The sequence below is a fragment of the Pseudomonas sp. NKUCC02_KPG genome, from assembly GCF_019345465.1.
Lineage (GTDB): Bacteria > Pseudomonadota > Gammaproteobacteria > Pseudomonadales > Pseudomonadaceae > Aquipseudomonas.
Genome location: NZ_JAHKRC010000001.1, coordinates 88,940 through 112,372 on the forward strand (window position 1 = coordinate 88,940; position 23,433 = coordinate 112,372).

Annotated in this window: 19 protein-coding genes; 12 read left to right on the plus strand and 7 right to left on the minus strand. The window is 58.4% G+C overall.

Features of this window, described 5'->3' with window-relative positions:
* The first annotated feature begins 50 nt into the window (after nt 1-50).
* Genes KO536_RS00425 through KO536_RS00435 form a run of 3 tightly spaced genes read left to right on the plus strand, consistent with a single transcriptional unit; the run spans nt 51 to nt 1,930 of the window.
* Nucleotides 51-1,040, plus strand: coding sequence for a 2-hydroxyacid dehydrogenase (locus tag KO536_RS00425; protein ID WP_133075758.1), 990 nt, complete (start codon nt 51-53; stop codon nt 1,038-1,040).
* 51 nt (nt 1,041-1,091) lie between these two features.
* Nucleotides 1,092-1,529, plus strand: a complete 438-nt coding sequence (locus tag KO536_RS00430; RefSeq protein WP_133075759.1) for a hypothetical protein — start codon at nt 1,092-1,094, stop codon at nt 1,527-1,529.
* Nucleotides 1,526-1,930 (plus strand): META domain-containing protein, encoded by a 405-nt coding sequence (locus KO536_RS00435; RefSeq protein ID WP_133075760.1) that lies wholly within the window; start codon nt 1,526-1,528, stop codon nt 1,928-1,930. Before KO536_RS00430 ends, KO536_RS00435 begins: the two co-directional genes overlap by 4 nt.
* 90 nt (nt 1,931-2,020) lie before the next feature.
* Here the strand turns inward: KO536_RS00435 and KO536_RS00440 are convergent, their stop codons facing one another.
* Nucleotides 2,021-2,485: a TlpA disulfide reductase family protein gene (locus KO536_RS00440; protein WP_219260739.1), complete on the minus strand. Its 465-nt coding sequence runs from the start codon at nt 2,483-2,485 to the stop codon at nt 2,021-2,023.
* A gap of 126 nt (nt 2,486-2,611) precedes the next feature.
* Between KO536_RS00440 and arsC the strand changes: the two genes are divergently transcribed.
* From arsC to KO536_RS00455, 3 genes are read left to right on the plus strand one after another with little or no spacing between them, the layout of a single operon-like run.
* Nucleotides 2,612-2,965, plus strand: coding sequence for an arsenate reductase (glutaredoxin) (gene arsC / locus KO536_RS00445; protein WP_219260740.1), 354 nt, complete (start codon nt 2,612-2,614; stop codon nt 2,963-2,965).
* Nucleotides 2,962-3,567: an NAD(P)H:quinone oxidoreductase gene (gene wrbA / locus KO536_RS00450; RefSeq protein ID WP_219260741.1), complete on the plus strand. Its 606-nt coding sequence runs from the start codon at nt 2,962-2,964 to the stop codon at nt 3,565-3,567. Before arsC ends, wrbA begins: the two co-directional genes overlap by 4 nt.
* Entirely contained in the window at nt 3,560-3,973 is a 414-nt protein-coding gene (locus tag KO536_RS00455) for a DUF2069 domain-containing protein (protein ID WP_133075764.1), read from the plus strand. Before wrbA ends, KO536_RS00455 begins: the two co-directional genes overlap by 8 nt.
* A gap of 119 nt (nt 3,974-4,092) precedes the next feature.
* Here KO536_RS00455 and KO536_RS00460 read toward each other — a convergent pair whose 3' ends face one another.
* Nucleotides 4,093-4,764 carry a DNA-3-methyladenine glycosylase I gene (locus tag KO536_RS00460; protein WP_219260742.1) on the minus strand — a complete coding sequence of 224 codons (672 nt, stop codon included), beginning with the start codon at nt 4,762-4,764 and terminating at the stop codon, nt 4,093-4,095.
* Nucleotides 4,765-4,781: 17 nt separating this feature from the next.
* Nucleotides 4,782-5,606 (minus strand): tRNA 2-thiocytidine(32) synthetase TtcA, encoded by an 825-nt coding sequence (gene ttcA, locus KO536_RS00465; protein ID WP_133075766.1) that lies wholly within the window; start codon nt 5,604-5,606, stop codon nt 4,782-4,784.
* A gap of 264 nt (nt 5,607-5,870) precedes the next feature.
* On the opposite strand from ttcA, the gene KO536_RS00470 reads away from it, so the two are divergent.
* On the plus strand, nt 5,871-6,473 hold the full coding sequence (locus KO536_RS00470; protein ID WP_019827754.1) for a Yip1 family protein: 603 nt from the start codon (nt 5,871-5,873) through the stop codon (nt 6,471-6,473).
* A gap of 175 nt (nt 6,474-6,648) precedes the next feature.
* Nucleotides 6,649-7,143, plus strand: a complete 495-nt coding sequence (locus KO536_RS00475; protein WP_133075767.1) for a SprT family zinc-dependent metalloprotease — start codon at nt 6,649-6,651, stop codon at nt 7,141-7,143.
* Between the two features lie 49 nt (nt 7,144-7,192).
* Here the strand turns inward: KO536_RS00475 and KO536_RS00480 are convergent, their stop codons facing one another.
* The 3 genes from KO536_RS00480 to KO536_RS00490 form a co-directional block, all read right to left on the minus strand.
* Nucleotides 7,193-8,527 carry a dicarboxylate/amino acid:cation symporter gene (locus KO536_RS00480; RefSeq protein ID WP_019827758.1) on the minus strand — a complete coding sequence of 445 codons (1,335 nt, stop codon included), beginning with the start codon at nt 8,525-8,527 and terminating at the stop codon, nt 7,193-7,195.
* A gap of 394 nt (nt 8,528-8,921) precedes the next feature.
* Nucleotides 8,922-10,268, minus strand: a complete 1,347-nt coding sequence (locus KO536_RS00485) for an ATP-binding protein (RefSeq protein WP_133075768.1) — start codon at nt 10,266-10,268, stop codon at nt 8,922-8,924.
* The gene (locus KO536_RS00490) at nt 10,265-10,942 is read right to left on the minus strand and encodes a response regulator (protein WP_019827760.1); all 678 of its coding nucleotides are present in this window, start codon (nt 10,940-10,942) and stop codon (nt 10,265-10,267) included. The genes KO536_RS00485 and KO536_RS00490 overlap by 4 nt, the downstream gene beginning before the upstream one ends.
* Before the next feature lie 126 nt (nt 10,943-11,068).
* Here KO536_RS00490 and KO536_RS00495 point away from each other — a divergent pair, with 126 nt between their 5' ends.
* Nucleotides 11,069-11,812 (plus strand): 4'-phosphopantetheinyl transferase, encoded by a 744-nt coding sequence (locus KO536_RS00495; protein ID WP_133075769.1) that lies wholly within the window; start codon nt 11,069-11,071, stop codon nt 11,810-11,812.
* A gap of 11 nt (nt 11,813-11,823) precedes the next feature.
* Here KO536_RS00495 and KO536_RS00500 read toward each other — a convergent pair whose 3' ends face one another.
* Nucleotides 11,824-18,441: an NEL-type E3 ubiquitin ligase domain-containing protein gene (locus KO536_RS00500; protein ID WP_219260743.1), complete on the minus strand. Its 6,618-nt coding sequence runs from the start codon at nt 18,439-18,441 to the stop codon at nt 11,824-11,826.
* 136 nt (nt 18,442-18,577) lie between these two features.
* Here KO536_RS00500 and KO536_RS00505 point away from each other — a divergent pair, with 136 nt between their 5' ends.
* The 3 genes from KO536_RS00505 (at nt 18,578) to KO536_RS00515 (ending at nt 23,291) form a co-directional block, all read left to right on the plus strand.
* Nucleotides 18,578-20,332: an ATP-binding protein gene (locus KO536_RS00505; RefSeq protein WP_219260744.1), complete on the plus strand. Its 1,755-nt coding sequence runs from the start codon at nt 18,578-18,580 to the stop codon at nt 20,330-20,332.
* Nucleotides 20,333-20,335: 3 nt separating this feature from the next.
* Nucleotides 20,336-21,670 (plus strand): sigma-54 dependent transcriptional regulator, encoded by a 1,335-nt coding sequence (locus KO536_RS00510; protein WP_219260745.1) that lies wholly within the window; start codon nt 20,336-20,338, stop codon nt 21,668-21,670.
* A gap of 298 nt (nt 21,671-21,968) precedes the next feature.
* Nucleotides 21,969-23,291 carry an MFS transporter gene (locus tag KO536_RS00515; protein ID WP_133075773.1) on the plus strand — a complete coding sequence of 441 codons (1,323 nt, stop codon included), beginning with the start codon at nt 21,969-21,971 and terminating at the stop codon, nt 23,289-23,291.
* The last annotated feature ends 142 nt before the right edge of the window (nt 23,292-23,433 follow it).

Sequence of the window (23,433 nt, forward strand, 5' to 3'; positions counted from 1 at the left end):
CTTGCTCGCTCCCACAAAAGCCGATGTGTGGTTACAGCCAAGGAAGACCCATGCGCACGATTCTTTTCAGCAGCCAGACCTACGACCGCGACAGTTTCACCGCAGCCGAACAACCTGACGGCAACGAGCTGCACTTCCAGCCAGCGCGCCTGACCCTGGACACTGCAGCGCTGGCCCATGACTACGAAGTGGTCTGCCCGTTTATCAATGACGACCTGAGCGCTCCGGTCCTGGAGCAACTGGCCGCCGGCCGCACGCGGCTGATTGCCCTGCGTTCGGCCGGTTACAACCATGTGGACCTGCCAGCCGCCAAACGCCTTGGCTTGAGTGTGGTGCGCGTGCCTGCGTACTCCCCCCATGCCGTCGCCGAACATGCCGTGGCCTTGATTCTGGCGCTCAACCGGCGTTTGCACCGCGCCTACAACCGCACCCGCGAAGGCGACTTCACCCTGCACGGGCTGACCGGTTTTGATCTGGTAGGAAAAACCGTCGGTGTGGTGGGCACCGGTCAGATCGGCGCCACGTTCGGCAAAATAATGGCCGGTTTCGGCTGCAAGCTGCTGTGCTTCGACCCGTACCCAAACGCCGAGCTGCTGGCCCTGGGCGCGCAGTATGTAAGCCTCCCCGAGCTGCTGGCCGGCTCGCACATCATCTCCCTGCACTGCCCGCTGACCTCGGACAACAAGCACCTGATCAACAGCGCCAGCCTGGCGACCCTCAAACACGGCGCCATGCTGATCAACACCGGGCGCGGCGCACTGGTCGATACTCCGGCACTGATCGAAGCGCTGAAAAATGGCCAATTGGGCTATTTAGGGCTGGATGTCTATGAAGAAGAGGCCCAGCTGTTCTTCGAAGACCGCTCCGACCTGCCCCTTCAGGATGACGTGCTGGCGCGGCTGCTGACCTTTCCCAATGTGATCATCACCGCCCACCAGGCGTTTTTGACCCGTGAAGCCCTGAGTGCGATCGCGTCCACGACATTGAGCAATATCGCGGCCTGGAAAAACGGTGCGCCGCACAACCTGATTGAAGGTTGATCTTGGGCTTTGATGCCTGCGTGCTAGCATAGCGACTTATTTGGAGGACCCATGGTCGAACACGATTTTCGCTACAGCCTGCTTAACCCGCAGCACACCCTGATTGAATGCCGCGCCCTGGCGCCAGGCCTGTATCAAGTCACCGGTAACGGTGGCTCGATTCAAGCCGGCGACGTGCTGATTGTGTCCCTCAAGGGCAGCAAGAGCCTGTCCATGCGCCTGTCCGTCGACAAGGTCCGTCATCTGATCAACCCCCGCGGCCAGTGGGTTGCCGTCACCAAAGGGCCGGTTTTCGGCGAATTGGCGATTCATGAATGGCAGGTCAACTGCGACACGTGCGCCAAAGAGTTGAAGTTCGAGTTCGCGGTCGACGCCAAACTCGGCACCAAGGCGCAAAAACCTGCTGCCTCGGCGCGTATTGCCGAGCTGGGCTGGAGCACTGAAGGCAGCAAGCACGTGTGCCCGCAATGCCAAAAGGCTGCGCCATGAAACACCTGGCCCTGCTGGCATTGCTGGGCGCAAGCCTGGTCGGCTGCGCAGGTGATCCGGTCAAGTTGCAGCAGAACCACACCTACGTACTGGAGTGGATCGGCGAACGACCGTTGATCGACAACAGCCACCTGACCGTAACCCTGGACGATGCTGGCCGGGCCTATGGCAGTGGCGGTTGCAATCATTGGTTCGCGCCTTACACCCTGGACGGCAACACGCTGACCTTTGGTGGCGTGGGCAGCACCCGCAAAGCCTGTGCCCCGGCACTGATGGAGCAGGAGCAGCGATTCTTCGAGGCCCTGCAAACCGTACAGAGCTGGGACATCTCGCCGATTGAACAGGTGCGGTTCTGGCCAGCTGAAGGCAAACCGTTGCGGTTGTGGCCTGAAGAAGGCTGAAAAGCTGCGGCGCCTGAATCGCGAGCAAGCCCGCTCCCACAGCATTTGTACCCTGCCTGTGGGAGCGGGCTTGCTCGCGACGGCCTTGACTCAAGCCCCCTTGAGTTCCTTGATCTTGGCCAGCACACCGGCCGCCGTCTGCTCGCCCATCAATGTCGCACGCACCTTGCCCTTGTCATCGATGATGTACGTCACCGGCAATGCCTCGCTGCGGGGCAGATCGAACACTTCTGCCGGATCCTGAGCCAGCACGGTAAACGTAATACCCAGCGCGGTACTCGCTTCGCTCAGCTCCTTGCCCTGCAAACCATCGAAGTTGACCCCGAACACCCCCACGGATTGCCCCTGCAGCTGTTTTTCCAGGGTGTTGAGCTCAGGAATCTCGATCCGGCAGGGTCCGCACCATTCAGCCCAGTAGTTGATGACCTTCCATTGTTTGTCCAGACGCTCCGACGCGATCTTCTGTCCGTGCTGATCGACCCCATAATCATTTCCGCAGCCGGCCAACAATAACGTGACCGTGACGGCAGCTACTGCCATGAGTCGCTTTAACATGTGTTGATCCTTCTCGCTAAATACATACTAAAAGCCATCAGCGAGCGGCCATTTACCGCATACGGTTCAGGCGCGCCCGTCAGGCGGGTAGAATAGCCGCCACCTTACGCAAGATGCGACCCGCACATGACCGATCTGACGCTTTATCACAACCCGCGCTGCTCGAAATCCCGCGGTGCGCTCGAACTCCTCGAAGCCCGAGGCCTGACGCCCACCGTGGTGCGCTACCTCGACACGCCACTGGACGCCTCCCAGCTTCGCGACCTGCTGGCCAAACTGAACATCGGCGCACGCCAACTGTTGCGCAGCGGCGAAGACGAGTACAAGGCCCTCAACCTGGCAGATGCCAACCTCAGCGAAGCACAGTTGATCGACGCGATGGCTGCCCATCCCAAGCTGATCGAACGGCCGGTCCTGGTCGTGGGCGACAAGGCCGTCATTGGCCGCCCTCCTGAAAAAGTCCTGGAGATCCTGCCGTGAGCGCGCCTTTTATTCTGGTTCTGTATTACAGCCGCAATGGTTCGACCGGCGAAATGGCCCGGCAAATCGCCCGCGGTATCGAACAAGGCGGCCTTGAGGCGCGCTTGCGCACCGTACCTGCCATCTCCACAGAGTGTGAAGCCGTGGCCCCGGGCATTCCCGAAGAAGGCGCCCTGTACGCCAGCCTCGACGACCTGAAAAACTGCTCGGGACTGGCCCTGGGCAGCCCGACCCGTTTCGGCAACATGGCTGCTCCGCTTAAATACTTTCTGGATGGCACCAGCAACCTGTGGCTGACCGGCGCACTGGTCGGCAAGCCGGCGGGCGTGTTCACCTCCACCGCCAGTCTGCACGGTGGCCAGGAAAGCACCCTGCTGTCGATGCTCCTGCCGCTGATGCACCACGGCATGCTGGTCACCGGCCTGCCCTACAGCGAGTCGTCCTTGCTGCACACCACGGCTGGCGGCACGCCCTATGGCCCGAGTCACCATGCGGGCGCCGACGGCAAGCGCGGGCTGGATGAACACGAAATCACCCTGTGCCGTGCCCTGGGTCAGCGCTTGGCCACTATCGCCTTGAAACTGGAGACCACCCGTGGCTAAAAAGCCAAAAGTGCTGCCTCCCGTCGAGTGGCTGGAGCCGCGAGTGCGGCTGATGCGCGTATTGAGCCTGGTGTGTTTCTTTGGCCTGATCGGCCTGTTGAGCGCTTACTACCTGATCTTCGCTGACCTGCATGGCGCGCGTCCCTGGGTGATTCTGCTGATCGAGCTGGTGCCACTGATGTTTCTGGTACCGGGCATGCTCAAAGGCAGCCCGCGCGGGCATTCGTTCACCTGCTACGTGGTCAACCTGTACCTGATCAAGGGGGCGTTGGCGGCGTTCGATCCGAATCGCCAAGTGTTCGGCCTGCTGGAAATTGCCGCCAGTGTGGCCGTGTTCATCAGCGCGATGCTGTTTGTGCGCTGGCGGTACCAACTGGACCGGCGACTGAGTGGTGAAGGCGCGTAAGAGTGCGTGGGAGCGGGCTTGCTCGCGATGCAGTCGACTCGGTTTGTCAGGCAAATCGAGGCGCTGCCATCGCGGGCAAGCCTCGCTCCCACAGGTTTTATGCCGTTCGCAAAACCTGCTTAATGATTCACCGTAAACGCCAGCATCTGTGACAGCTGGCACATCGGCCTGCCACTTTCGGCATGCCACTGGTTGAATGCATTTTGCACAATCGCCAGGTCCCGCAGGCTGGTAGGCGCCTTGTCCACCAGTTTCTGCGCGTTCAGCGCAGCCACCACGTCATAGCTGGGCACAAAGGTGTCCTTGCCAACCATGCGCAAGAAGCGTGGAGCCGACAAACCGCCCAACTGATGCCCATGCTTGGCCAGGTATTTCCACAACCCGACGATATCGGTCACTGGCCACTGGGCGATAAACGCGCCAAAACTGCCGTGTTCGTGTGCGATATCGAGCACCATCTGCGCATTGCGCGGCACACTTTTAAGCTTGCCCAGATGGCGAATGATCCGCGCATCCTGCATCAACCGCTCCAGATGTTCGGCGCCCATCAGCACCACTTTTTCCGGGTCAAAACCAAAGAACACTTCTTCAAACACCGGCCACTTGGCATCCACCACACTGTGCTTGAGCCCGGCACGAAAAACCCGCAGGGCCAGGGTCGACAGGTAGCGATCATCGCTGATCTGGCGCAATTGTTCCGGGGTTCTCGGAACGGGCAATTGGGCTTCCAGTGCGGCTGACGAACCAAAACGGTTCAAACAATATTCGTGCAGCCATTTGTAGTCGCGCATGCCCTCTCCTCGGCAAATTACAGGTTTAGCAGGTTAACGAATCGCGACGCGGCCGTGTCGTCGATCTTCAGACTCGCGAAATCAAAGAGATTGCGATCTGCCAACTGCGACAGGTTCACGTTCTGCAAGCTGCGAAAGATACTCTCGGTGCGGCCCGGCGTCTTGCGGTCCCACTCCTGGAGCATGTCCTTGACGACCTGGCGTTGCAGGTTTTCCTGGGAACCGCACAGGTTACAAGGAATGATCGGGAACTTCTGCCAGTCGGAGTAAGCCTGGATGTCCTTCTCGTTGCAGTACGCCAGGGGCCGGATCACCACGTTACGCCCGTCATCGGAGCGCAGCTTGGGCGGCATCGCCTTCAGGGTGCCGTTGAAGAACATGTTCAGGAAAAAGGTTTCAACGATGTCATCACGATGATGCCCCAAGGCCATCTTGGTCGCACCGATTTGATCGGCAAAGGTGTACAGAGTGCCACGGCGCAAGCGCGAGCACAGCGAACAGGTGGTCTTGCCTTCGGGGATCAGTTCCTTGACCAGCGAGTACGTGTCTTTTTCAACAATGTGGTACTCCACGCCCAGGGACTTGAGATAGGCCGGAAGCACGTCTTCGGGGAAACCGGGCTGCTTTTGGTCCATGTTCACGGCCACGATCTGGAACTGGATGGGCGCGACTTTTTGCAGGTGCAGCAGCACATCGAGCAGCGTGTAACTGTCTTTGCCCCCAGAGAGACAGACCATCACCTTGTCACCGTGCTCAATCATGTTGAAGTCGGCTACAGCCTCACCGGTCAATCGACGCAGACGTTTCTGGAGTTTGTTTTGAAAGACCGAAAGAGTGCTCATAGCGCTTCGATTCCGCGAGTCGAGACCAAAACCGGGGATTTTACCCAAAAAACCCGGCCGACGAACCCCTTTACCCGCCTAAAGACTCCAATGCGATAAGCCTGAGTCTGACAGCACAATATGCTCTAAAGGGCCGGTTCTGTGGGACGACAGGTTCCCTATACTGGTGCTTAAGGCCGCACTCCCACCGCTTTGATACGTATTGGCTGCGCGACCGGCACGCGTCCCGCTGGGGGCGATGCGTCTCATAAAGGAGCGAAAGCCATGATCCATCACGTTGTGGGCCTTTTCACCCACCCCGATAAAGAGTGGCGCGAAATCCGTGGCGATGCAGAAGAAAGCATCGGCCATATGTACCTCACTCATACATTGATTCTGGCTGCGATCCCGGCCATTTCCGCATTTATTGGTACCACCCAGGTGGGCTGGGTTATCGGTGCTCGCGCGCCGGTGATGCTGACCCTGGACAGCGCGTTGTGGATGACCCTGATGTCCTACGTCGCAATGCTTGCGGGCGTGGGTGTGATGGGCGCGTTTGTTCACTGGATGGCCCGCACTTACGATGCACAACCCAGCCTGCCGCGCTGCGTGGCCTTTGCCACCTACACGGCGACACCGTTGTTTATCGGCGGGCTGGCGGCGCTTTATCCGCACATGTGGCTGGGCATGATGGTGGGCACAGCAGCCATTTGCTACACCGTGTATTTACTCTACGTGGGCCTGCCGACCTTCATGAACATTGACCCTGACGAAGGCTTTCTGTTTTCAAGTTCGGTACTGGCGGTCGGCCTGGTGGTACTGGTGGCGATCATGGCGTTTACCGTGATTGTCTGGGGGCTGGGCGTAGGGCCGGTCTACACCAACTAGATGGCGCACGCAGGCTGCGATAAGGGCCGCAGGACCTTTAAGAACGGGTCGCTACGCAACCCATCGCAGCCTGCGGCAGCGACTACACCGTTTGCCGCATGACCGCTCGGCACCTCGATACTTCGGTACCCCCACCGCTTGCGGCATAATCGCCTGCTCTGGAGAACCGAACCGTATGCCCGAGTCACTCAATACCCGCGTCGAAGACTGTTTCCAACAGGCCGAAGTATTTTTCAAACGCTCCTTTAAACGCCCCGTCGTCAGCTTCAAGCTGCGCGGACAAAAAGCCGGTGTCGCCCATCTGCACGAAAACCTGCTGCGCTTCAACCCACAGTTGTACCGCGAAAACAGCGAAGATTTCCTCAAGCAAACTGTCCCCCACGAAGTCGCCCACCTGATCGCCCACCAACTGTTTGGCGACCGCATCGCCCCCCATGGCGAAGAATGGCAATTGATCATGCGCGGGGTGTACGAACTGCCGCCCAATCGCTGCCATACCTACGCCATCAAGCGGCGCAGCGCCACGCGCTACATCTACCGCTGCCCTTGTCCGCAGAGCGACTTTGCGTTCTCGGCCCAGCGCCATGCCCTGGTCAACCAGGGGCGCGGTTACCTGTGCAGACGCTGCCGCCAGACACTGGTCTTCAGCGGCCAAACCCGGGTCGAATAAGCAGGCATAAAAAAACCCATCCGAAGATGGGTTTTTTATTCACTCAAGCTTACTTGAGCAACACCGGGGCCGGGCCTTCAGCCACACCCAGGTCGTCTTGCGGACGCGTGTCGTCCAGCGGGCGACCGCCAGAGTTCAGCTCTGCCTGCAGCTTGTCAGTGTCCAGCTCTTTCACCCACTTGGCCACAACCAGGGTTGCCACCGCGTTACCGATCAGGTTGGTCAAGGCACGGGCTTCGGACATGAATCGGTCGATGCCCAGGATCAGCGCCAGACCAGCAACCGGCAAGTGACCTACAGCCGACAGGGTTGCCGCCAGTACGATAAAGCCACTACCGGTCACGCCTGCAGCACCTTTGGACGACAGCAACAGCACCAGCAGCAGCGTGATCTGGTGCGTGATGTCCATATGAGTGTCTGTCGCTTGAGCGATAAACACGGCCGCCATGGTCAGGTAGATCGAAGTGCCGTCGAGGTTGAACGAGTAGCCGGTCGGGATCACCAGACCTACCACGGACTTCTGCGCGCCCAGACGCTCCATTTTCACCAGCATGCGTGGCAGGGCCGATTCCGACGAGGACGTACCCAGTACGATCAGCAGCTCTTCACGGATGTAGCGGATCAGCTTCAGAACGCTGAAACCGTGAGCGCGGGCAATACCGCCCAGCACGATCAGCACGAACAACACGCAGGTGATGTAGAAGCAAATCATCAACTGACCCAGCTGAACCAGCGAGCCTACGCCGTAAGCGCCGATGGTGAAGGCCATCGCACCCAGCGCACCGATTGGCGCCAGCTTCATGATCATGTTGATGATGTTGAACATCACGTGGGCGAAACGATCGATGAAGTCCAGTACCGGCTTGCCGTAGGCACCCAGGCGATGCAGGGCGAAACCGAAGATCACCGAGAACATCAGCACTTGCAGGATGTCGCCATTGGCGAAGGCGCCAACAATGGTCGACGGGATCACGTTGAGGATAAAGCCTACGATGCTCTGGTCTGCGCCTGCCGACACGTAACCGGCAATTTTGCTGGCGTCCAGGGTCGACACGTCAATGTGCATGCCCGCGCCAGGCTGAACCACGTTGACCACAATCAGGCCAATCAGCAGGGCAATGGTCGACACCACTTCAAAGTAGAGCAACGCATAGCCGCCGGTCTTGCCGACCGACTTCATGCTTTGCATGCCGGCAATACCGCTCACCACCGTACAGAAAATAATGGGCGCGATGACCATTTTGATCAGTTTGATAAAACCATCACCCAGCGGTTTAAGTGCAACACCGGTTTCAGGGTAGAAATGGCCCAGCAAGATGCCGATAGCGATAGCTAAGATCACTTGCACATACAGGGATTTGTACAGTGGCTGACGAGTCGTCATTGCAAAGTTCCTCAAGTGCATCACTCAATCATCATTCCGTCTGAGACTGGCGATACCCAAAGCGCGAACCCTCCTTCTTGGAGGGATTTGTTGTTGGAGCTGCTCTACCGGCAGACCTCTCGCACTTATTGCAAGCCGTGGGCCACATTGGGCAAAAGCCTCTCAAAGGCCCATAGCACCTGCCCCTGCAGGAAATTGCGGTTTGATTTTCCAGGAAAAGACTTGGCGGGATTCCGCCCATTGGGCAACTTGAAGCGAATGAGATGGCGGATATCCGCCTGATTGTCTGTATCCGAAATCTCGTGGGAACGGGCTTGCTCGCGATGCAGGCTACCCGGTTTGTCTGAATGACCGTGGAGATGCCATCGCGAGCAAGTTCACCCCCACATGGGTTTCACTCGGTCGGAAAATGAATCCGGAAGGCCGCCCCGCCCAGTGACGAGTCTTCGAGCGTCAGGGTGGCGTCATAGCTTTCTATGATGTCCTTGACTACTGCCAGCCCGATGCCCTGCCCCGCATGTTGACGGTCCAGGCGCTCGCCACGTTGCAGGATCCGCGCGCGTTGATCGGGCGGCACCCCCGGGCCATCGTCTTCAACGCAGACCTCAATACCGTGAACATTGCGGTGCAGGCTGATCCGCACCTGGCTCAGACACAGCCGGTAGGCGTTTTCCAGCAGATTACCCAGCAACTCCAGCAAGGCGTTCTGCTCGATCGGTACATGGCTCAGCTCCGGAATGTCGAAACTGACCTTCACCCCTTTATCCCGATACACCTTGCCCAGCGTGTCACACAGGCTGCGCACCACCGGCAGCAGTTCGACCTGATGGCGGACCAGGCCGCTTTTGCGCAAACTGGCACGCTGCAACTGATAGCCAATTTGCTGGTTCATGCGCTCGATCTGGCTTTGCAGCACCCAGGCCTGCTCGCGCTCTGCAGGGCGCTGGGCCATGCTTTCGCTCACACCCTGCAACACCGCCAAGGGAGTTTTCAGGCTGTGGGCCAGGTCATCGAGCGAGTCGCGATAACGCGTACGCTGCTCGCGCTCGCTTTGCAGCAAACGGTTCAACGAGCCGGTCAGACGCAGCAACTCCCGAGGGTGCTGCTCGCTGAGGCTTTCCCGTTCGCCGGTTTCAATTTCATCCAGTTCCTGACTCAAACGTCGCAAGGCGCGTAACCCCCACGTCAGACCAATCCATAGCAATGCCAGCAGCACAATCAATGCTGCGCCAAACCCCAGGTAAAGGTTTTCGCGCAAGCCTGCCAACGTCAGGTTGTATTCACGCATCGGTTGCAAGGCAACAAAGCTGAAGGCTGCACTCTTGCCGCCGAGCAACTTCACCTCGGCGTCGTAGACAAAAAATTCTTCGCCATTGGCTTCGCGAATGCTCGCAAATTCGTTGCCTCGCCCGTCATAGCGCGGTTTGTAGTTGATGGTTTCTTCTTGCGTTGCCCGCGAGCGCCACACCAGGTGCCCCTCGCGGTCATAGACATAGCCGAGAACGCGACTGTCCGGCAGGTCAAACTGCTCATCCGGTAACAGGACGGGCATTTTGAGGTGGTTTTTTTCGACCTTGGCAGCCGAAATCAACGTGGTGACATCAGACGCCAAACGCTGCTCTATGGCGTCCTTGAGGGCCAGACTGAACGCCCCCTGCATGGCCGGTAACAGCGCCAGCATAAACAACACGGCCAACAACGTGGCCGCCAACATCAATCGAACGCGTAGCGAACGAATCATCGACAGCGCTCAGTGAACAGGTACCCCAGGCCACGCACGGTATCGATCGGTTTAAAGCCATTTGCCCCCTCAAGCTTGCGACGAAGGCGCCCTACCAGCACCTCAATCACATTCGGATCACGCTCCTCGTCATCCGGGTACAACTGTTCCATCAAGCGGTCCTTGGCCACCACTTGCTGGTGATGGCGCATCAGGTACTCCAGAATGCGGTACTCATAGGCCGTCAGCGCCAGCGGCTCATCATCGAGCAGTGCCTGCTTGCGGTTGATGTCCAGCACCAGCGCACCTGCCACGATAGTCGACTGGGTAAAGCCACAGGAGCGACGCAGCAAAGCATTGAGCCGTGCTTCCAGCTCTTCGAACTGAAACGGCTTGACCACATAATCGTCGGCGCCGGCAGCCAGCCCTTCGACCTTGTCCTGCCAGTTGCCGCGAGCCGTCAGAATCAGGATCGGGAACGTCTTGCCCCGTGCGCGCAACTGGCGAATCAGCTCCAGCCCGCTCATTCCCGGCAACCCCAGATCAATCATGGCCAAGTCATGATTGAACTGTTCGCTCTGATACAACGCCTCTTCGGCATTGGCAACGGCCTCGACCACATGGCCGTTTTCGCTCAGTCGGGTTTGCAAGTGATGGCGCAGCAACGCCTCATCTTCAACCACCAACAATTTCATCGCGCTCTCCCAAGCAAAATCCGCGTCTCGAAGGACGTGTGTCCCTGACTGCACACAGTATGTCGTGCGCCCTGAACATACTCTGAACAATTGCACAGCCGTACCAAGCCCCGCACAATGCCTGCCATGAACCGACTCCCCGCCTTGCCTGCCTGCTGCACGCCGCTGCGCGCTGACTGGCCGTTGCCGCACATACTGCCCGCCAGTGTGTGGCTCAGCACCGACTTTATCCCTGCACAGCTTGAAGACGACGATTTTGCCCGCAGTGCCATTGAGATGCCTGCGAGTATTCAACGCTCAGTGGCCAAACGCCAAGCTGAATTTCTGGCCGGGCGTCTTTGCGCCCGCGCAGCCCTGTTGCAACTGGATGGCACCTGCGCCACGCCCGGCATGGGTGAAGACCGCGCGCCCATTTGGCCGGCCCATATCAGTGGCGCCATCACCCACAGCAATGGCCGTGCCGGGGCATTGGTGGCCCTGAAAAGTGAATGGCAGGGGCTGGGCATCGATCTGGAAAAACTGCTCACTACCGAACGTGCCCAGCGCCTGGCCAAGGAAATCCTCACCCCCGATGAGCTTGCACGCATGGCCAGCGTGCCTGCAGAGCAGATTGCGCTGCTGATCACGCTGACGTTTTCAGTCAAGGAAAGCCTGTTCAAGGCGTTGTACCCGCTGGTGCAAAAGCGCTTCTACTTTGAGCACGCTGAAGTGCTGAGTTGGACCCCGGAAGGCCTGGTGCGCCTGCGCCTGCTCACCGACTTGTCACCCGAATGGCAACAGGGCCGTGAGCTGGACGCACAATTTTGCCTGCTTGAAGGGCAGTTGCTGACGGTAGTGGCCATCAGGGGGGGCACGCCCCCTGTCGCCTGACTGCAGCTCAATTACTCACTGGACTCATAGGCCTTAAGCGTCAGCTCCTCGATCAGCACATTGACTCTCTGATCCCGGTCGGATGTAAGCGCTGCTCCTCTTTGCAACTCCACCTGATCTGAAAGCCCCGGCTCTTCGGCCAGTTGTTTGTAGTCCCGCTGATAATCCGCTTCGATGGCAGCGAAACGGTCTGCGTGTGTGCTTTCCAGAAAACGGCGCCAAAACGATTCGTACATGATCGAATGCATAAACGCCGGGCTACCATCCATAGCCAGAATACTGTCTCTGGCCTCGGTGACTTGTTGATCAGAAACCCCTGCCGTGGACTCGTACAACATAGACCGCGCACGGGTCGGTAAATCAAGGTCATCTGCCAGTTTCACCCGATAAAACAGGATGACTTCAGCGGCATCAGGATTACCGCCTGCCGCGACCCGCCTGCGTACTTCGGCATCTGAAACCTGGTCGACCTGCCTTAAACGGAATAGCCGTTTGGCCAGTTTGAAAAGCTCCGCTTCGCGCTGGGCCTGACCTGTATTATTCAGAGCTTCATGAATCAGCACTTCGACTTCCATGTTCTCAAACAGCACCATGGCACCATCACCGCAGCTTCGCTCTTCACGAAAGACCCGGGTCAGCAGCGCATCACGCAGTTGCGTGTTCGCCAGCATCTGATCAACGAGTACCCACACCCGATTTGTCAGTTGCTCCCACACGGCAGGCACCATCAAGTTTTGACTGGTGGCGAATAAAGCCAGGGTTTCAAAAAAATCCTTGGCTGCCCCCCCGGATCCTCGCAACAACGCCCACTGCTGCGTCCTGGCCTGCTTTTGCGCACCGGTCAGGCCCAAGGGCAGCCACGGCGCAACATCGTTTACCGACGCCTGTGCCTGAGCATGATCAATGGCATGGGCAATCGATGGACCATAGCCAAAGTCACTGCCGCCCTGGACCCAGTAAGCGATGATCCGGTCACGGCTTTGTGCAGAAATCGGGTTACCGGAAACACTGGTAACGCTGTTGGCCGTAGTTGTCGGAGGGGCGCTGAAAACGGCATCTGGAATGTCGCGAATCAGGTTATTGCGAAGGTTGGCCCATCGAACCTGAGTCAGTGCCCATAACCCGTTGGGCCACTGAGTAATCCCTGTGTTTTGCAGGTTCAAGGTGCGCAAGCCGGACATCTGACTCACATCGGGTGCAATTCCTAGCGGATTGTTTTCCAGGCTCAATACTTCAAGCATTGAGCAAGACGCAAGCCGCTGAACATTGTCGGAGGTCAGTACAAGGCGATTGCCCGACAGGTCGAGTGACCTCAACTGAGTCATGCCTGCAATCGCTGAAGGAATATCGCGCAGACGGTTACCAGACAAGCTCAGCGTGTGTAAATGCGGAAAACCATTCAGAAACTCTCCAGAACCGCTGCGCAAATTCATGCAGTCCATTCGCAGTACCCGGATATGACTCAAGTTGCCTGTCAGTGCTGGCAGGTCACCCACATCAAGGCCATAAAAGTCGAGTATGGGCCCAATAACATTGCCATCATTGTCCCGGGCTATCTGGGTTTCCCTGCGCCAGGCCTGCACGATTCGCTCACACACCTGGAGCCTGTGGCCCGGCATTGCCATCGCCATATGAGAAGTACCGCTAGGGTACAGCTGGATTTGCGCCCACCCATCCAGCTCAACCTGCATGGTCTCGAACTGCGCCCGGCTCACCGCCACATGGGCACGCCGAGAAGATTCAGTACCGCCCAATGCGTCCAGATAGTCGACAATCTTGTGATAGCTCCATGTGGGGTACAGATATTGTGCTTCACGGATCAAATACAGAGAGTGGTCCGAGCCCCCCATACTGATTGTCAGTGGATAAGCGATGAACGACCTGCCCAGGTCCATCGGCGGTTTGCGCGGCGGTGCAGGTGGCTCCAACCCCAACAGGGCTTGGACATTTATCCGGTCCTTGATCGCCTGATCACTGATTTTTTTAGCCAGCGTTGCCGTGTCACCCACGTCCGGGACATCCATGGCCGCACGCTCTGCCGGGGTGAGTGAATACAAAATGGAGGACAGCAAATTGTTGTCGGTTGCAGACGGTGCATTAAGTGCCTGCCCGTCTGGCGACCAGGCCTGATACTGGCTACCTGTCTTGACCAACACCCGTGAACTGTCAGCATCAGCGGCACCGATACTGTCGAGCAACTGACCATTGACACCATTGCGACGAACCTCAAGCCTTGCGCCCGCTGGCCAGCCCGACAAGGACTGCAGCATGCGCAGTGTGAGCATTTCACTGTCCGCAGTTGCCGTGGCCCCGATATACAAACCTTCGTAAGCGCGGGCCAGCCGCACCTCTCTGGCCGTCCAGCCGACCTGCTCCGAAAAACGCGGGGCAATCATCTCTTTATCGAAGTAGTTGGTTCGCTCGGGGGCGGAGGTGTGGCGGAGCAAATGTTCGATGATGCTTTTGGGAAGATCTGGATAATTTTTTTGAACCAGTCTCACGTGCGGATCCGAACTGCGCTCCAGGCGCCCATAGAGTGACTTGAACACCGGGGCCTGGCGCGCAAGCGCATGGGCGGCAACTTTTTTAGCCAGCGCCAGCATGCGCTCCTCGATAGAGGGGTGGTACTCGCCCAGCAGGCTCAATGTATCGGCCTGACTCATGCGCGAGAGCAGCGCGCGCAGCAACAGGCTGGCGTTATCGGTCTCATTGATCGTCACACTGATCCGAGGTGCGGTGTTGCTCAGGTCGGCCCCGTATTCCTGCAGCGTATTACCTTGCAAGTCGACAATTTGAAGTACCTTGTCCGCAGGCCAGTCGGGCAAATTCTGCATCAGCAACAGATGAATATCGCTGCGGGCTTCGGACAGGGAATGGTGTGCCTGCATTTGTTTTACGAAACGCTGAATCTCGGCTTCGATCTCGAAGCGCTTCCAGGTATCCACCAACAAGGGCGGGGGTGCGAGGTTGTTCATGTGAATCTGACGCAATACACCTTCGCTGGTATTGCTCACAGCCATGATTTTATGGCCCATTTCATCACTGATGGATTCAGGCCGGGCTCGCAGCCGGCGCAGCAATTTGAGCCCTTCCCACTGCAGGGGGTTCTCGATTGTCTGGCGCCATGCACCGTTGTAGTTGTGCTCCAGAGTCGGTTCGTTGACCCCGATTTTATTCGGGTGCTTCATGCGCCATTTATTGATCACAGGGTCGAAGTCGACCTGATAAACAGAACCATGCAACGACAGGTAATTTTTATCATCGATACGATAAAGACCCAGTTCACCGGGTACCTGATCGCGCAGCACAACCTCTTTGCGCTCATATTGGAAAGTGGTCTTGTCCCACAGATTAACGGTGCCATCAGGCTGTCGCCGGGCGAGCATTGCATCACCCACTGCCTGACGCAGACCCGATACCCGGGCGCCATCCATACCCAGCGATAAACGTTCGCCCTCTCGCAACACCCAGTTGATCGCCAGGTAGAAGCTGTCAGGGGTTGAACTGATGGTCACTGTGCCACCGCGACGAAAATCAGAAACTTCGAAGGTGCCAGCCTTAGTCTGACGCAGGACGATGGTTGGATCATCAGGCCCCGTGGGGCTGTAGCCATCCGTTGAGGCTGGGGCACTCACATCCGTGACCACCAACCTGCGGTTGAGCCTGTCGCGCAAAACCCCTGTTGCGAACTCTCGGGTCCATAAATCGATGTCAGGACTCCAGGCCCGCCGGTGATAGATCCCGTCCAGTGCAATGTCTACCCGTAGCCGTGTCCGCAGGCGGTTTGCTGCACGGGCAAACGCCAAAGGCTGCATGCCTTGCTCAAGAGCCTGTGTGACCTGAGAGGGGGTAAAAGGGTGCGCAGCCAATAACGGTTCAAGGCTCTCCACCGACATCCAGGCATTAAGCTGATGAAGTTTGGCCAGCAATGGCGTCGTGGTACCCGAAAGGGGTGGGTACATCAAAGGCAAATACTTGTTGGCAGGGTCTGGGCGGGCAATCGGATCGTTGCGCTTGTGCCCATAGAGCGCTGTCAGTGCCTTGAACAGGAGTGGCTTATCCTCTCGGGCCAGGTCGGCAATTTGCCAACGTATCGAAGCAATTCGCCCTGCTTTGCTCAGGTCCGGATTGCTCTCGCGGCCCAGTTGTGAAGCCTCGGGCAACTGGTCGAGAATCAGCGTGAACAATTGCTCGACCTGGGCACTGCCCTGGGTGACATCATTCCTGGCCACATACGTACCGTGATCCAGGCGCTTGATTTCAATATGGTTCACAGGGGTGCCGGGCTGATAATCCTTGCCATACGACTCAACCAGATGACCCTGCTGATTGAACACATCCAGTACCGTCTCCCCGGGCCAAAGCTTCAGCTGTGTCAGCATGCACAACACTGCGCTGTCAGCGTTGACAGGCATTTCGCCGCGCTGGGGAAAGTCGCTTTTGATTTGCTCAATCAGTCGGTCAGCTTGAAGCCGACGCACGCCATCGGCCAGCGGGCCTGGAATAAGCTGACCTTGCCATGTGTTTTCAAGCTGTTCGCGGCTGGTGCCGGTAATGTTCAGCATGCGCTCTATGTCACCTGGAGCAGAATCAGGCAAATCCAGCGCCAACATGCGCTGCAGCAGGTGCTTGTCGTCCAGCCCCTGAACATCCTCCAGCGCAAGGCGCCAGACCTGCTGACCGGGGTCAAACGCCACCGCGGGCCTGAATGCCTGCGCATTATCGGTTTTAAGCACGTAAAGACCGGACTGCGCGTCATGGGTGACTTCTACCACCAAGGCCTTGTCGCCCTCCTGAACCTTGGCATACCGCTTTGCATCGATGTCATACAAACCCTCAGCGTTGGGCACCCGGCCATCGAGTGCGTCTGCCTGCAGGTGCGGGTATGGGCTCAACTGCGGCCGCCACAACTCGACACCACCCGACTGATTGGTGACCTTGCGCGGCTGACCAAGAGTGGCCCACAGGCCTTGCATACGCTGGCGGTAAGCCTTGGCCGCCACACCCACCAAGCGGGCACTGATCAACAAGTCGGCGCTGTCGGCCAATGCACCGGCAAAGTTCGTGACCTCTCCATGGCTCGCCTCCTTCACGCCTTGCACAAGGCTGTAGGCCAGGGAACCCAATATGGCGGCCTGCATGATTGTATTGAGCCCCGATACACCTCCGGGCATGGGGGTGGTGAGCATCGTCAGCACTTCACTGCCTATGTCAGACAATGCCTCTTTGAAAGCCTGCCAATCCAGTGCCGACTTGCTAGTGGCCAACAGGCTCAAGTTGTCACGAAACCGCGCTGTCTGCCGCTCTCCAACTCTCTTGGCCAATGGTTGAGAACCGCTTGTGCCGATTTCGACATACAGTTGCAGACTGTCCAGGTCTGGCTCGGGAAACGTACTGCGAAAAGCATCATGCAGAACACCCGCGAGCCAGGTGATGCCCTGGGGCCTTGGCTCGTCACTCAGCAGCTTGTTGAAGCCTCCCAGGTCTTTCAACCCCAGATGCCTGACAAACCAGCCAAGCTGACCTTTGCTGTGGTCCTGCCTGAGTTGCTGCAAAAAGTGCTTGAAGCCGCTGTCTACGCTTTTGTGCCACAAAAGGGCTCCGCCGAGGCGTTGTGGGAAATAGCTGAAAACACCAGACACCTCAGGAACCTTGATCAGGAAAAGAGGGAGCGAAATTTCGCCGCGCCCGGAGAAGTCCAGGTAGTTTTCATCGTGAAAGAGCAATTTTGAGTCTTCTTCTGTACCTCCCGGGTGTCTGATGAACTTCTCCGGTATCACGGGTTTGAGACCCATTGAAACCGGCCATATGTGCGGCTCAGCGTCTCCCTTCAACATGCTGAGCAAACGCTCGTAATCGGTAAGGTTGACCTTCGACACAAAACTGTTGCGGTAAGCCTCCAGCAAATCGAACTCAAAGCCGGCTTTGGCCGCTGCAACCACCCGCTGCGTCAAGGAGCCATCCTGCGCAGTTGCGCCATCAAGCAACTGTTTGAGCTTCGCACCCAGATCCAGTTTTCGCACAATCTGGATAAACGGCCCGGCAGGCCTGCCCCTCAAACCGGCGGTATAGTCGATGTAACTGGCTTGTTCAAAGCTGTAGGGCTTGAGCAATACCGAGTCAGTCCTGTAACTGAAGTTCTCGCACGCGGCATCCCATAGCGACACCACGCGAACATGTTCAATAAACCTGGACTCTTCCAGTGCGCGCGGCGTACGTCCGGGACTGAAGGTGAACTTGGGCTCACGGGCAGCAGACGGTGAACCGCTGATGCGGGTCATGTACTCAAGCAGGTCCTCTTCGATATTTTCACGGTAACGGGTATGGAGCCGCGCTTGCTCGGGGTCGACATCAACGCCCAGCAGCTCCTTGAGCTCATGAGTGAGTGCTGCCAGATGAGTTGACTTGAAGTCGGCCTTGATCCGCGTGATCTCGTCCTCAACCGCCTTGAGGGATGCCAGCGCGTTGCGATAGAGCACGGGATAACTGAATTTATGCGCCTCGCTCAGGCCATTGAAGTTGGTCTCGACAATTGAAGACAAATAGGTGAGCGCCTCTTTTTGCGCCCATTGCGTACTGGACAACAGCAACGGTGCTCGACCGCGTACAGGGGGTAAACTCGTCGTCATGGCTAGGATTCCGCTGGGTTGAAAGCCAACATATCCCTGAGCAAAACCTGCGCGGCGGTAGATAGTTATCCCGTCTCCTGCAAGGTACTGGCGTCATGATATGGTTCGCGCCCTGCCATTCGAGCGGTTTGCCACTATGCCTGTGACGTCTCGCACCCTGCGTTTGACGCTGTATTGCCTGTTGATTCTGGCCGGAGCGGCTCTGGCTGGCGGCTGGGCGATGCGCCAGGCCGAACGTCATGCGCTGGAAGAGAGCGCCCGCCGCGGGCCTGAACAACTGAACCTGTATGCCAACTCGCTGCACACGCTGATTGAGCGCTATCGCGCCTTGCCCGCTGTACTGGCACTGGACCCGGAGCTGGTGACGGCCTTAAGCAAGCCCCTGACCGCGCACGAACAGGCCGCACTCAATGAAAAGCTCGAACGCATCAACGGTGCGGCCCAGTCCTCCACCCTGGAGTTGCTCGACAGCACCGGCCTGGCTGTCGCCGCCAGCAACTGGAATACCTCCAACAGCTATGTGGGTCATAACTATGGCTTCAGGCCCTACTTCAAGCAGACCCGCAGCCAGGGCAGCGGCAGCTTTTATGCCGTGGGCGTGACCAGCGGAATACCGGGTTACTTCCTGTCCAGCGCGGTGCTCGATGCCGACGGCAGGTTTTTGGGGGCGATGGTGGTCAAGCTTGAATTCCCGCAACTGGAGCGTGAATGGAGCCACGGCAACGACACCCTGCTGGTCAGCGACGCCCGGGGCATTGTGTTTATTGCCAACCAACCCGGCTGGCGCTATCGCCTGTTGCGACCGTTGAGTGACAGCGATCGCAGCGAAATTTCCGCCACGCGCCAGTACCACGATCAACCCCTGACGCTGATGAAGACCCACACCCTGCGCAGCTTTGATGAAGCCAGCTCCCTGACCCGCGTCGACGGACCCAACGGCCAGGCAGATTATCTGTGGGGGTCGTTGCCACTGAGCGCAGAAGGCTGGACGCTGCACCTGCTACGCCGTCCCGTGACCGCCGCGGAAGACAGTCGCAATGCCGCACTGGCGGCGATTGGCCTGTGGCTGACGCTGGTGTTTCTGGGGCTATTTTTATTCCAGCGCTGGCGACTGGGGCGTTTGCGCCAGCGCAATCGTGAGGAGCTTGAGCAACTGGTCGAAGCCCGCACCCGGGATTTGCGTACTGCGCAAGATAGCCTGGTGCAATCAGCCAAACTCGCGGCACTGGGGCAAATGTCGGCGGCGCTGGCCCACGAGATCAACCAGCCCCTGACCGCCCAGCGCATGCAGTTGGCGACCTTGCGTCTGTTGCTGGATCACGGCCGTATCGACGATGCCTATAAAGCCCTGGACCCGTTGGAGCAGATGCTCAAGCGCATGGCCGCACTCACCGGCCATTTAAAGACTTACGCCCGCCAGAGCCCCAGCGGTTTGCGCGAGCGCCTGGACCTGGCAACCGTGGTCGATCAGGCCCTGCAGTTGCTGGAGCCGCGTCTTCAGGAAGAAGCCATAGAGCTGACGATCAATCTGATTCGCCCGGCCTGGGTACGCGGCGATGCGATCCGTCTGGAACAAGTGTTGATCAACCTGCTGCGCAACGCCCTTGACGCCATGCTCGACACACCGCGCAAACACCTGGAAATCCGCATCGAGGCCAATCAACAACTGTGGCACTTGACGGTCAGCGACAGCGGGGGCGGGATCAGGGAGGAACATCTGGGTAAAATCTTCGATCCGTTCTTCACCACCAAACCGGTGGGTGACGGATTAGGTTTGGGCCTGGCGGTGTCTTACGCCATTGTTCACGAAATCGGCGGTCGCTTGACCGCCTGCAACCGGGCCGATGGCGCACAATTCACGCTGACGCTGCCCATCGCACAGGAAATGTGAAACATGCTCAACTCGGTGATCGTGGTCGATGACGAGGCCAGTATTCGTAATGCCGTGGAGCAATGGCTGAGCCTGAGCGGCTTTGAAGTGCAGTTGTTCAGCTGCGCCGAAGACTGCCTGGATCAACTGCCTGCGCATTTTGCCGGGGTGATTGTCAGTGATGTGCGCATGCCGGGGATGGGCGGCCTTGCGTTGCTGACCCGCTTGCAGCAACTGGATGCGGACTTGCCGGTGATTTTGCTGACAGGCCACGGTGATGTCCCGATGGCCGTCGAAGCCATGCGCGAGGGTGCTTACGACTTTCTCGAAAAACCCTTCAGCCCCGAAGCACTGCTGAGCAGCCTGCGTCGAGCCCTGGAAAAACGCCAACTGGTACTCGAAAACCGTCGTTTGCACGAACAGGCTGACCTGCGCGAACTGATCGACGGGCGCTTGCTGGGTGTATCGCGCAGCTTGCAGACCTTGCGCCGTCAGGTGCTGGAGCTGGCGCCACTGCCGGTCAATGTGTTGATTCGTGGCGAGACCGGTAGCGGCAAGGAACTGGTCGCCCGCTGCCTGCATGATTTTGGCCCCCGTGCCGACAAACCTTTCGTGGCGCTCAACTGCGCCGCAATCCCCGAGCAGTTGTTTGAAGCCGAGCTGTTCGGTCACGAAAGCGGGGCATTTACCGGGGCGCTGGGCAAGCGCATCGGCAAGCTGGAGTACGCCGATGGCGGGACCTTGTTTCTGGATGAAATCGAAAGCATGCCCTTGGCCCAGCAAGCCAAATTGCTGCGGGTGCTACAAGAGCAAAAGCTGGAGCGCCTGGGCTCCAATCAGAGCATCAGCGTGAACCTGCGGGTGATTGCCGCCACCAAACCTGACTTGCTCGAAGAAGCCCGCACCGGGCGTTTTCGCGAAGACCTGGCCTATCGACTGACCGTGGCGCAACTGCGCCTGGCACCGTTGCGCGAGCGCCGAGAAGATATTCCATTGCTGTACGACGCCTTTTCACACAGTGCCGGCGAACGCCTGGGGCGCAGCGCACAACCGCTGAGCGGGCCACAACTGTCCCGTTTGCTGAGCCACGACTGGCCGGGCAATGTGCGCGAACTGGCCAACGTTGCCGAGCGGGACGTACTGGGCTTGAGCGAACCGCAACTGGACGACCCTGAAACAGGGCAATCACTGGTGGCGCAACAGGAAGCCTTTGAGGCGCAATGCCTGCGTGCTGCGCTGACCCGACATAAAGGTGATATCAAGGCAGTGCTCAATGAACTCCAACTGCCGCGCCGTACCCTCAATGAAAAAATGCAGCGTCATGGGCTGATGCGCGAGGCGTTTTTGGGAAGCAGTTAAGCGATTCCTGCCTCTGTGGGAGCGGGCTTGCTCGCGATTCGGACGGCGCGGTGGTTCAGGTAAACCGCGGTGATGCCATCGCGAGCAAGCCTGCTCCCACAAGAGTCAGGGCCTGCAACGCTTGTCAGATAGGCGGATTCTTGCCTATGACGCACCCGCAAACCAGCGGATTCTCGCTCACCCACCACCCTCTCCCCTTGTAAACCGGGCCCTGCAGCCTTGGCACAACTCCTGCTATAGCCCTGCAAGCTCGCGTTTTGACGCGCTATAAAAAAACAATGAAAGAAGGATCCATTCAATGGATAACTCCAGCACCCTGCCTGCCGGGTCCGCGTCTGCGGCCCCCAAAGAAAAGACCACCTCAAGCCGTATCAAATCGATTTTCAGTGGCTCCGTCGGCAACATGGTCGAGTGGTACGACTGGTACGTCTACGCCGCATTCTCGCTGTACTTCGCCAAGGCCTTTTTCCCCAAGGGCGACACCACCGCACAATTGCTCAATACCGCGGCCATCTTCGCCGTAGGCTTTTTGATGCGCCCGATCGGCGGCTGGCTGATGGGCCTGTACGCTGACCGCAAAGGCCGTAAAGCCGCACTGATGGCTTCGGTGCTGCTGATGTGCTTCGGCTCGCTGGTCATCGCCCTGTCGCCAGGTTATGAAACCATTGGCGTGTGGGCACCGGTGCTGCTGGTCTTCGCCCGTTTGCTGCAAGGGTTGTCCGTGGGTGGCGAGTACGGCACCTCGGCAACCTACCTGAGCGAGATGGCGACCAAGGAGCGTCGTGGCTTTTTCTCCAGCTTCCAGTACGTGACACTGATCTCGGGTCAGCTCATCGCCCTGGGTGTATTGATCGTTCTGCAACAGACCCTGACCGAAGAACAGCTGTACAGCTGGGGCTGGCGCGTTCCGTTTGTGATCGGTGCCCTGTGCGCCGTGGTCGCGCTGTATCTGCGTCGTGGCATGGAAGAAACCGAGTCGTTCAAAAAGGTCCGGGTCAAGCCTAAAGAAAGCGCCATGCGCACCCTGATGCGCCACCCTAAAGAGCTGATGACCGTCGTCGGCCTGACCATGGGCGGTACGCTGGCGTTCTACACCTACACCACGTACATGCAGAAATACCTGGTGAACACGGTGGGGATGAGCATTTCTGACTCCACCACCATTTCGGCCGCCACACTATTCCTGTTCATGTGCATACAGCCACTGGTGGGCGCTCTGTCGGACAAGATCGGACGTCGTCCAATCCTGATCGCCTTCGGCGTGCTGGGTACCCTGTTCACCGTGCCAATCCTCACCACCCTGCACACCATCACCACCTGGTGGGGCGCGTTCTTCCTGATCATGGCCGCGTTGATCATTGTCAGCGGCTACACCTCGATCAACGCCGTGGTGAAAGCTGAACTGTTCCCGACAGAAATCCGCGCACTGGGCGTAGGCTTGCCTTACGCGCTGACCGTGTCGATCTTCGGCGGTACCGCTGAATACATTGCGCTGTGGTTCAAGAGTGCAGGCATGGAAACCGGTTACTACTGGTACGTGACTGCCTGTATCGCCTGCTCTCTAGCGGTTTACGCCACCATGAAAGACACCCGCAAGCACTCGCGTATCGAAACAGACTAAGCCCCGCCTCCAACCAGCCCCACACGGGGCTGGTTGTATCAGCAACACCTTCCTGCCCGCCCCCTCCAAAGCACCTCCTTCTCTGTTAAGTGCGTCAGCGTTATCTGACTTAATAGTCAGTTAACTCTGTTAGGCCACTATC